4 protein-coding genes and 1 tRNA gene are annotated in these 9,620 nt (G+C 67.5%); all 5 read right to left on the bottom strand.

Features of this window, described 5'->3' with window-relative positions; translation table 11 throughout:
• Positions 1 to 101 precede the first annotated feature (101 nt).
• Positions 102 to 175 (bottom strand) — tRNA-Met (locus ABZ885_RS12155).
• 152 nt (positions 176 to 327) lie between these two features.
• The gene (locus ABZ885_RS12150) at positions 328 to 4,221 is read right to left on the bottom strand and encodes a DNA-directed RNA polymerase subunit beta' (protein WP_360186782.1); all 3,894 of its coding nucleotides are present in this window, start codon (positions 4,219 to 4,221) and stop codon (positions 328 to 330) included.
• A 103-nt stretch (positions 4,222 to 4,324) separates the two neighbouring features.
• Positions 4,325 to 7,801 carry a DNA-directed RNA polymerase subunit beta gene (gene rpoB / locus ABZ885_RS12145; RefSeq protein ID WP_360186781.1) on the bottom strand — a complete coding sequence of 1,159 codons (3,477 nt, stop codon included), beginning with the start codon at positions 7,799 to 7,801 and terminating at the stop codon, positions 4,325 to 4,327.
• A 736-nt stretch (positions 7,802 to 8,537) separates the two neighbouring features.
• Complete coding sequence (gene rplL, locus ABZ885_RS12140) at positions 8,538 to 8,921, bottom strand: 50S ribosomal protein L7/L12 (RefSeq protein WP_360186779.1); 384 nt, start codon at positions 8,919 to 8,921, stop codon at positions 8,538 to 8,540.
• An 88-nt stretch (positions 8,922 to 9,009) separates the two neighbouring features.
• A complete protein-coding gene (gene rplJ / locus ABZ885_RS12135; RefSeq protein ID WP_238863793.1) occupies positions 9,010 to 9,573 on the bottom strand; it encodes a 50S ribosomal protein L10 in 564 nt (187 codons plus the stop codon).
• Positions 9,574 to 9,620 lie beyond the last annotated feature (47 nt).

Raw genomic sequence — 9,620 nt, 5'->3', positions numbered from 1 at the left:
GCCGGGGGGGGCGGTTCCCCGTTCTCCCCCGCCCGGGGGAGACCGGGTCCGGGAACGCCGAAGGGCCCGGAGGCGAGATGCCTCCGGGCCCTTCGATGCAGTAGCGGGGACAGGATTTGAACCTGCGACCTCTGGGTTATGAGCCCAGCGAGCTACCGAGCTGCTCCACCCCGCGTCGGTGAACACGACCTTACGCGACTTCGCCCGAAAAGCCCAATCGGTTGACCCGGCGGCCCGCGGACGCCCTCGGGAAGCACACCCCGGAGGCCCCCGGGAACGCCGCAGGGCGGCCACCCCGTCCGGGGTGACCGCCCTGCGATCGGAGACTCAGCCGGTGTACGGGCCGTAGTCGTAGTCGTCCAGCGGAACCGCCTGGCCGGAGCCGGCGCCGAAGGGCGACAGGTCGTAGTCGTCGTAGCCGACGGCCGAGTACATGGCGGCCTTGGCCTCCTCGGTCGGCTCGACCCGGATGTTGCGGTAGCGGGGCAGACCCGTACCGGCCGGGATGAGCTTACCGAGGATGACGTTCTCCTTGAGGCCCAGCAGCGGGTCCGACTTGGCGTGGATCGCCGCGTCGGTGAGGACCCGGGTCGTCTCCTGGAAGGAGGCGGCCGACAGCCAGGACTCGGTGGCCAGCGAGGCCTTGGTGATACCCATCAGCTGCGGACGGCCGGAGGCGGGGTGACCGCCCTCGGAGACCACGCGACGGTTCTCCTGCTCGAAGCGGCCGCGCTCGACGAGCTCGCCCGGGAGCAGCTCGGCGTCGCCCGACTCGATGATCGTCACGCGGCGGAGCATCTGCCGGATGATGATCTCGATGTGCTTGTCGTGGATCGACACACCCTGCGAGTTGTAGACCTTCTGGACCTCGGCGACCAGGTGGACCTGGACGGCACGCTGGCCCATGATCCGCAGCACGTCGTGCGGGTTGGTGGCACCCATGGTCAGCTTCTGGCCGACCTCGACCGCCTCGCCCTCGCTGACGAGCAGCTTCACACGCTTCGAGACCGGGTAGGCGATCTCGTCGGTGCCGTCGTCCGGCGTGACGACCAGCTTGCGGGTCTTCTCGGTGTCCTCGATGCGGACCCGGCCCTGCGCCTCCGAGATCGGGGCCACACCCTTGGGGGTACGGGCCTCGAAGAGCTCGACGACACGCGGCAGACCCTGGGTGATGTCGTCACCGGCCACACCACCGGTGTGGAAGGTACGCATGGTCAGCTGGGTACCGGGCTCACCGATGGACTGGGCGGCGATGATGCCGACCGCCTCACCGATGTCGACCAGCTTGCCGGTGGCCAGCGAGCGCCCGTAGCACATGGCGCAGGTGCCGACGGCCGACTCACAGGTCAGGATCGAGCGGGTCTTGACCTCGGCGATGTTGTGGCGGATCAGCTCGTCGATCAGCACGTCACCGAGGTCGGTGTTGGCGGTGGCCAGCAGCTTGCCGTCGACGGTGATGTCCTCGGCGAGCATGCGGGCGTACACGCTGGTCTCGACGTCGTCGGCCTTGCGCAGCACGCCGTCGGCGCCCACGGAACCGATCGCCAGCTTCAGGCCGCGCTCGGTGCCGCAGTCCTCCTCGCGAATGATGACGTCCTGGGAGACGTCGACCAGACGACGGGTGAGGTAGCCGGAGTCGGCGGTACGGAGGGCGGTGTCGGCCAGACCCTTACGGGCACCGTGGGTGGAGATGAAGTACTCCAGCACGGAGAGGCCCTCACGGAACGACGCCTTGATGGGACGGGCGATCGTCTCGTTCTTGGCGTTCGACACCAGACCACGCATACCGGCGATCTGGCGCATCTGCATCATGTTTCCACGAGCACCCGAGTCGACCATCATGAAGATGGGGTTCGTCTTCGGGAAGTTCTCGTTCATGGCCTCGGCAACCTCGTTGGTCGCCCGGGTCCAGATGCCGATGAGCTCCTGCTTGCGCTCGTCGTTGGTGATCAGACCGCGCTCGTACTGCTTCTGGATCTTCTCGGCCTGCGCCTCGTAGCCCTCGAGGATCTGGCCCTTGGTCGGCGGGACGACGACGTCGGAGATCGAGACGGTGACACCGGAACGGGTCGACCAGTGGAAGCCGGCCGCCTTCAGGTTGTCCAGGGTCGCCGCGACGACGACCTTGGGGTAGCGCTCCGCCAGGTCGTTGACGATCGCGGAGAGCTGCTTCTTGCCCACCTCGTAGTCGACGAACGGGTAGTCCTCGGGCAGCAGCTCGTTGAAGAGCGCGCGGCCCAGGGTGGTGTGCAGGCGGAAGGACTCGCCCTCGAACCAGGTCGACTGGCCGTCCTCGTCCACCGGCGCGGTCCAGCCACGGGGCGGGACGGTGCCGATCGCCAGACGCAGCTCGATCGGGGCCTGGACGTCCAGCTCGCGGGCGTCGAAGGCCATGATCGCCTCGGCGGTCGACGAGAAGGTGCGGCCGGCGCCCTTCACGTTCTCGCGGTCCGAGGTGAGGAAGAACAGACCGAGCACCATGTCCTGGGTCGGCATGGTGACGGGGCGACCGTCGGCCGGCTTCAGGATGTTGTTCGAGGACAGCATCAGGATGCGGGCCTCAGCCTGCGCCTCCGCGGAGAGCGGCAGGTGGACGGCCATCTGGTCACCGTCGAAGTCCGCGTTGAACGCGGTGCAGACGAGCGGGTGGATCTGGATGGCCTTGCCCTCGACCAGCTGCGGCTCGAAGGCCTGGATGCCGAGGCGGTGCAGGGTGGGTGCACGGTTCAGCAGCACCGGGTGCTCGGCGATGACCTCTTCGAGCACGTCCCACACGACCGGGCGGGCGCGCTCGACCATGCGCTTGGCCGACTTGATGTTCTGCGCGTGGTTCAGGTCGACCAGGCGCTTCATCACGAACGGCTTGAAGAGCTCCAGCGCCATGGCCTTGGGCAGACCACACTGGTGCAGCTTGAGCTGCGGGCCGACGACGATGACCGAACGGGCCGAGTAGTCGACGCGCTTGCCGAGCAGGTTCTGGCGGAAACGACCCTGCTTGCCCTTCAGCATGTCGCTGAGGGACTTCAGCGGACGGTTGCCGGGGCCCGTGACCGGGCGGCCGCGACGACCGTTGTCGAACAGGGCGTCGACCGCCTCCTGGAGCATGCGCTTCTCGTTGTTCACGATGATCTCGGGCGCGCCGAGGTCGAGAAGCCGCTTCAGGCGGTTGTTGCGGTTGATGACACGGCGGTACAGGTCGTTCAGGTCGGAGGTCGCGAAGCGGCCACCGTCCAGCTGCACCATCGGACGCAGGTCCGGCGGGATGACCGGGACGCAGTCCAGCACCATGCCGTTGGGCTTGTTGGTGGTCTGCAGGAACGCGGAGACGACCTTGAGGCGCTTCAGCGCACGGGTCTTCTTCTGGCCCTTGCCGGTGCGGATGATCTCGCGCAGGCGCTCGGACTCCTCCGCCAGGTCGAAGGTCTCGAGGCGGTCCTTGAGGGCCGCCGCGCCCATCGAGCCGGAGAAGTAGGTGCCGAAGCGGTCGCGCAGCTCGCGGTAGAGCAGCTCGTCGCCCTCGAGGTCCTGGACCTTGAGGTTCTTGAAGCGGGCCCACACCTCGTCGAGGCGGTCGAGCTCGCGCTGCGCGCGGTCGCGCAGCTGCTTCATCTCGCGCTCGGCACCCTCGCGCACCTTGCGGCGCACGTCGGCCTTGGCGCCCTCGGCCTCCAGCTCGGCCAGGTCGGTCTCGGCCTTCTTGGCACGGGCCTCGAGGTCGGAGTCGCGGCGGTTCTCGATCTGCTGGCGCTCGACCGAGACGTGCGCCTCCAGGGACGGGAGGTCGCGCTGGCGACGCTCGTCGTCCACCCAGGTGATCATGTAGGCGGCGAAGTAGATGACCTTCTCGAGGTCCTTCGGCGCCAGGTCGAGCAGGTAGCCCAGACGGGACGGGACACCCTTGAAGTACCAGATGTGGGTGACCGGGGCGGCCAGCTCGATGTGGCCCATCCGCTCGCGGCGCACCTTGGCGCGGGTCACCTCGACGCCGCAGCGCTCGCAGATGATGCCCTTGAAGCGGACGCGCTTGTACTTACCGCAGTAGCACTCCCAGTCCCGGGTCGGGCCGAAGATCTTCTCGCAGAAGAGGCCGTCCTTTTCGGGCTTCAGGGTGCGGTAGTTGATGGTCTCCGGCTTCTTGACCTCGCCGTGCGACCACTGGCGGATGTCGTCGGCGGTGGCCAGGCCGATGCGGAGCTCGTCGAAGAAGTTGACGTCAAGCACTGGTCGTCAAGCCCTCTTTCGTAAGTCGAGAGTCGTTCGTGTGGTCTGAGGGGGGCCTGGGGGCGGGCCGGCTCTCAGTGGTTAAGAGCCGGCCCAACCTCCGTCAGACCTCTTCGACGCTGCTCGGCTCGCGCCGGGACAGGTCGATGCCGAGCTCCTCGGCGGCGCGGAACACGTCCTCGTCGGAGTCCCGCATCTCGATGGACTGGCCGTCCGAGGACAGCACCTCCACGTTGAGGCAGAGCGACTGCATTTCCTTGATGAGGACCTTGAAGGACTCGGGAATGCCGGGCTCGGGGATGTTCTCGCCCTTGACGATGGCCTCGTAGACCTTCACACGGCCGAGAACGTCGTCGGACTTGATGGTGAGCAGCTCCTGCAGCGCGTACGCGGCGCCGTATGCCTCAAGGGCCCACACCTCCATCTCACCGAAGCGCTGACCACCGAACTGCGCCTTACCACCCAGCGGCTGCTGGGTGATCATCGAGTACGGGCCGGTCGAGCGGGCGTGCAGCTTGTCGTCGACCAGGTGGTGCAGCTTGAGGATGTACATGTAGCCGACCGAGACCGGCATCGGGAACGGCTCGCCGGAGCGGCCGTCGAACAGCCGGGCCTTGCCGGTGGAGTTCACCAGGCGCTCACCGTCACGGGTGAGGGTGGTGTTGTCCAGCAGGCCGGTGATCTCGTCCTCGCGGGCGCCGTCGAAGACCGGGGTGGCGAGGTTGGTGCCGCCCTGGACGGTGTCGGCGCCGATCGCCTGCAGGCGCTGGGCCCACTCGTCGGCGAGGCCGGAGACGTCCCAGCCCTGCTTGGCGAGCCACCCGAGGTGGATCTCCAGGACCTGTCCCGGGTTCATTCGGGACGGGACACCCAGCGGGTTGAGGATGATGTCGACCGGGGTGCCGTCCTCCAGGAACGGCATGTCCTCGACCGGCAGGATCTTGGAGATGACACCCTTGTTGCCGTGGCGGCCGGCGAGCTTGTCACCGTTGGTGATCTTGCGCTTCTGGGCCACGTAGACGCGGACCAGCTGGTTCACGCCCGGGGGCAGCTCGTCGCCCTCTTCGCGGTCGAAGACGCGGACGCCGATGACCTTGCCGGACTCACCGTGCGGCACCTTCAGCGAGGTGTCGCGGACCTCACGCGCCTTCTCACCGAAGATCGCGCGGAGCAGGCGCTCCTCCGGGGTCAGCTCGGTCTCACCCTTCGGGGTGACCTTGCCGACCAGGATGTCGCCGGTGACGACGTCGGCGCCGATCCGGATGATGCCGCGCTCGTCGAGGTCGGCGAGGACCTCCTCGGAGACGTTCGGGATGTCCCGGGTGATCTCCTCGGGGCCGAGCTTGGTGTCACGGGCGTCGACCTCGTGCTCCTCGATGTGGATCGAGGAGAGGACGTCGTCCTGCACGAGGCGCTGCGACAGGATGATCGCGTCCTCGTAGTTGTGACCCTCCCACGACATGAACGCCACGAGCAGGTTCTTGCCGAGGGCCATCTCGCCCTCGTCGGTGCACGGGCCGTCGGCCAGGACCTGGCCGGCCTCGACCCGGGCGCCCTCGTCCACGAGCACCTTCTGGTTGAAGGCGGTGCCCTGGTTCGAGCGGGTGAACTTGGCGGCGCGGTACGTGGTGTACGTGCCGTCGTCGTTGGCCACGGTGACGTAGTCGGCCGAGACCTCCTGGACGACACCGGGCTTCTCGGCGGTGATGACGTCCGCGGCGTCGACGGCGCAGCGGTACTCCATGCCGGTACCGACCAGCGGAGCCTCGCTCTTCAGCAGCGGCACCGCCTGGCGCATCATGTTCGAGCCCATGAGCGCGCGGTTGGCGTCGTCGTGCTCGAGGAACGGGATCATGGCGGTCGCGACCGACACCATCTGGCGCGGCGAGACGTCCATGTAGTCGATCTCGGTGCCCGGGATGTAGTCGATCTCGCCACCACGGCGGCGGACCAGGACGCGCGGCTCGGCGAAGTGCAGGTCCACGGTCAGCGGCGCGTTCGCCTGGGCGATGACGTAGCGGTCCTCCTCGTCGGCGGTGAGGTAGTCCACCTGCTCGGTGACCACACCGTCGACGACCTTGCGGTACGGGGTCTCGATGAAGCCGAAGGCGTTCACCCGGCCGTACGAGGCCAGCGACCCGATCAGACCGATGTTCGGGCCTTCGGGGGTCTCGATCGGACACATGCGGCCGTAGTGCGAGGGGTGCACGTCACGGACCTCGAAGCCGGCGCGCTCACGGGAGAGACCACCGGGACCGAGGGCGGACAGACGACGCTTGTGGGTCAGGCCCGACAGCGGGTTCGTCTGGTCCATGAACTGCGACAGCTGGCTGGTGCCGAAGAACTCCTTGATGGAGGCGACGACCGGCCGGATGTTGATCAGGGTCTGCGGCGTGATCGCCTCGACGTCCTGGGTGGTCATGCGCTCGCGCACGACGCGCTCCATACGGGCGAGACCCGTACGGACCTGGTTCTGGATGAGCTCGCCGACGTTGCGCAGGCGGCGGTTGCCGAAGTGGTCGATGTCGTCGACCTCGACCACGATGTCGCGGCCCTCGTCGTCACGCCACTCGGTCTCGCCCGCGTGCAGCTTCACCAGGTACTTGATCGCACCGATGATGTCGGGCTCGGTGAGCACGCCGGAGTCCAGCGACTCGGCGTTGCCCAGCTTGCGGTTGACCTTGTAACGGCCGACCTTCGCGAGGTCGTAGCGCTTCGGGTTGAAGTACAGGTTCTCCAACAGCGTCTGCGCGGCCTCACGCGTCGGCGGCTCGCCCGGGCGCAGCTTGCGGTAGATGTCCAGCAGCGCGTCGTCCTGGCCCTGGGTGTGGTCCTTCTCCAGGGTGGCGCGCATCGACTCGTACTCGCCGAACTCCTCGAGAATCATCTCGTTGGTCCAGCCGAGCGCCTTGAGCAGCACGGTGACGGACTGCTTGCGCTTGCGGTCGATGCGGACGCCGACCATGTCGCGCTTGTCGATCTCCATCTCCAGCCAGGCACCACGCGAGGGGATGACCTTGCAGGAGTAGATGTCCTTGTCGGACACCTTGTCCAGGGTGGAGTCGAAGTACACACCCGGGGAGCGGACCAGCTGCGAGACGACGACACGCTCGGTGCCGTTGATCACGAACGTGCCCTTGTGGGTCATGAGCGGGAAGTCGCCCATGAAGACCGTCTGAGACTTGATCTCACCGGTCTCGTTGTTGGTGAACTCGGCCGTGACGAAGAGCGGAGCCGCGAACGTGAAGTCGCGGTCCTTGCACTCGTCAATGGAGTTCTTCGGCGGCTCGAAACGGTGGTCGCGGAAGGTCAGCGACATCGACCCACTGAAGTCCTCGATCGGCGAGATCTCCTCGAAGATCTCCTCCAGACCGGACTTGGTGGGGACGTCCTGACCACTCTCCAGGGCCGCCTCGACCCGGGCCTTCCAGGCCGCGTTGCCGAGCAGCCAGTCAAAGCTCTCGGTCTGCAGGGCCAGGAGGTTCGGGACCTCAAGGGGCTCCTTGATCTTCGCGAACGAGACGCGGAGCGGGGCGGTGGATGCGGCGGAATTGTTCGAGGCGTTGCGCGGCGCGGCCAAGAGGGGGGTCCTTCCGAGGGCTCGGAGCTCACTACGCGCGTACCAGCCGGGCCTGCTTGGGCTTGGTCCCGCCTCCCTCGCCACTGGCCTCTGCCGTGGGTGGAACCCCAGGTCAGAGCCGTTTTGCGGAGGCGATGCCAGACCCCTTCAGGGCAACGCAAACTCCGGGCGACGAGTCACGGAGCAGCTAACAGGCAGCGCAAAGGGACAGTGTAGCCAAACGGCACACTGCTGTCCAGCTCTGATTCGGAAACCGAATCGGAGACTCCTCCCGGTAGCCGGCGGACGCGGACGCCCACCGGGTACTGCACTGGCCCGGGAGCCCCGGGCCTCCACAACTCACGTGGAGTCACTTCCCTCCGGAGGCGCTGGTTATGCATCCAGCAGCAGACCAACCGGGCGGGCTCGCGCCTTGAGAATCGCGCGCCGCGCCTGGTTCGTCAAGGGCCCGCCTCCGGTGCGGACCTCGACCCGTTCATCGCTGCGGACCCGCCCGGCGTTACAGAAGCCGTGGTGAGGGCCACTCCCGATCACAGCGATCACCATACCCGTCCGCACCGACAGTGCCGAGTGCGCGCCCGGCCGCGCGGGCGGAACGCGGTCCGGCCGCCCGGCCGGGCCCGGGTACGTGAAAAGGCCGGGCCGACCACCCGCAAGGGTGATCGGCCCGGCCCCGGCATCCTCAGCCCCGCAGGGGGCGTGAAGGCACCTCCCGGCCCTCAGGGCCGGAGGAGAGTCACTTGACGGTGACCTTGGCGCCGGCACCCTCGAGGGCGGCCTTGGCCTTCTCGGCAACGTCCTTGGCAACCTTCTCCAGGACCTTGGCACCAGCGGTGTCAACGAGGTCCTTGGCCTCCTTCAGGCCGAGGGAGGTCAGGGTGCGCACCTCCTTGATGACCTGGATCTTCTTGTCGCCAGCGGCCTCGAGGATGACGTCGAACTCGTCCTGCTCCTCGACGGCCTCGGCCGCGGCGGCCGGGCCACCGGCGGCGGCAACGGCGACCGGGGCGGCAGCGGTGACGTCGAACTTCTCCTCGAAGGCCTTCACGAAGGCGGCGAGCTCGATGAGGGTGAGCTCCTCGAACTGCGCGAGCAGCTCGTCCTGGGTCAGCTTCGCCATGATGGCGTCCTTCCACTAAATCGGCAGGTGGTGCCGTATGTACGGGTTGGGCGGGCACGGGCCCGCAGCGAGGCGTGAGCCTGCGGAATTACTCCGCGGCCTCGTCCTCGGCGGCGGGAGCCGGCGTACCGGCACCGCCCTGCTCGACCTTGTCGCGCAGCGCGTCCACAGTGCGGACGAGCTTCGACGGCAGGGCCTGGAAGAGCGCGGCAGCCTGGGACTGCTTGGCCTTCAGGGCACCCGCCAGCTTGGCGAGCAGCACCTCGCGGGACTCGAGGTCCGCGAGCTTCTTGATGTCATCGGCGGACAGTGCCTTGCCATCAAGAACACCGCCCTTGATGACGAGAGCGGGGTTCTCCTTGGCGAAGTCACGCAGAGCCTTCGCCGACTCCACCGGGTCACCGGTGACGAAGGCAACAGCCGTCGGACCGGCGAACAGGTCGTCGAGCTCCGTGATCCCGACCTCGTTGGCCGCGATCTTGGTCAGCGTGTTCTTCACCACGGCGTACTGGGCGTTGTCACCCAGCGAGCGACGCAGGGTCTTGACCTGCTTCACCGTCAGACCGCGGTACTCGGTCAGCACGGCCGCGTTCGAGCCACGGAACATCTCCGTGATCTCGGCGACGGCAGCAGCCTTGTCGGGCCTAGCCATAGGCGTACGCCTCCTTCCGTGATGTCGAAGTCCGGCCGACCGCAAGA

This window comes from Kitasatospora sp. NPDC047058, from assembly GCF_040643935.1.
Taxonomy (GTDB): Bacteria; Actinomycetota; Actinomycetes; order Streptomycetales; family Streptomycetaceae; genus Kitasatospora.
This window is presented reverse-complemented; position numbering and strand designations above follow the sequence as displayed.